The organism is Escherichia sp. TW14182 (assembly GCF_000208525.1).
In the GTDB taxonomy this organism is placed as follows: domain Bacteria; phylum Pseudomonadota; class Gammaproteobacteria; order Enterobacterales; family Enterobacteriaceae; genus Escherichia; species Escherichia ruysiae.
The window spans coordinates 1-585 of sequence record NZ_AEJZ01000390.1; the positions used below are offsets into that span (position 1 = coordinate 1).

2 protein-coding genes and 1 pseudogene are annotated in these 585 nt (G+C 46.5%); all 3 read left to right on the top strand.

The genetic code is table 11. The features are described 5' to 3' along the window. Nucleotides 1-160, top strand: a 160-nt coding sequence (locus tag EQY_RS0122295; RefSeq protein ID WP_000304916.1) for a RusA family crossover junction endodeoxyribonuclease, incomplete at its 5' end; no start/stop codon positions are given. Continuing rightward, nucleotides 157-297 carry a YlcG family protein gene (locus EQY_RS0122300; protein ID WP_000971055.1) on the top strand — a complete coding sequence of 47 codons (141 nt, stop codon included), beginning with the start codon at nucleotides 157-159 and terminating at the stop codon, nucleotides 295-297. The genes EQY_RS0122295 and EQY_RS0122300, both read left to right, overlap by 4 nt. Before the next feature lie 85 nt (nucleotides 298-382). After that, nucleotides 383-585 (top strand): annotated as a pseudogene (gene quuD, locus EQY_RS0122305) (antitermination protein QuuD); the annotation flags it as partial.

A 585-nucleotide genomic window follows, 5' to 3' on the forward strand; every position in this document is an offset into this window, starting at 1 on the left:
CCGTGACCTGGATAATCTGCAAAAAGCCGCTTTTGACGCACTCACTAAAGCAGGTTTCTGGCTGGATGATGCTCAGGTCGTTGATTACCGCGTTGTGAAGATGCCTGTTACCAAAGGTGGGAGGCTGGAACTGACCATCACCGAAATGGGGAATGAATGATGTTTGAGTTTAATATGGCAGAACTTCTTCGCCACCGCTGGGGGCGTCTGCGCTTATATCGTTTCCCCGGTTCTGTTTTGACCGATTACCGAATACTGAAGAATTACGCCAAAACCCTGACAGGAGCAGGAGTATGAAGTCAGAGATAACAATCAACTAATACTGTTTTGTTGATTTTTGCTTGTAATTGGCGTTCTGGTCTGATTTTTGTGGAGTAAGTTGATGCGTGATATTCAGATGGTTCTTGAGCGTTGGGGAGCGTGGGCGGCTAATAATCATGAAGATGTGACCTGGTCGTCCATTGCCGCCGGTTTTAAGGGATTAATTCCTTCAAAAGTAAAATCTCGCCCACAATGTTGTGACGATGACGCGATGATCATTTGCGGGTGCATGGCCCGTCTGAAAAAGAACAACAGCGATTTGCA

Bases quoted from the DNA above. Each gene is read 5' to 3' on its own strand.
- EQY_RS0122300 (WP_000971055.1), top strand. From the start codon at position 157: ATGATGTTTGAGTTTAATATGGCAGAACTTCTTCGCCACCGCTGGGGG.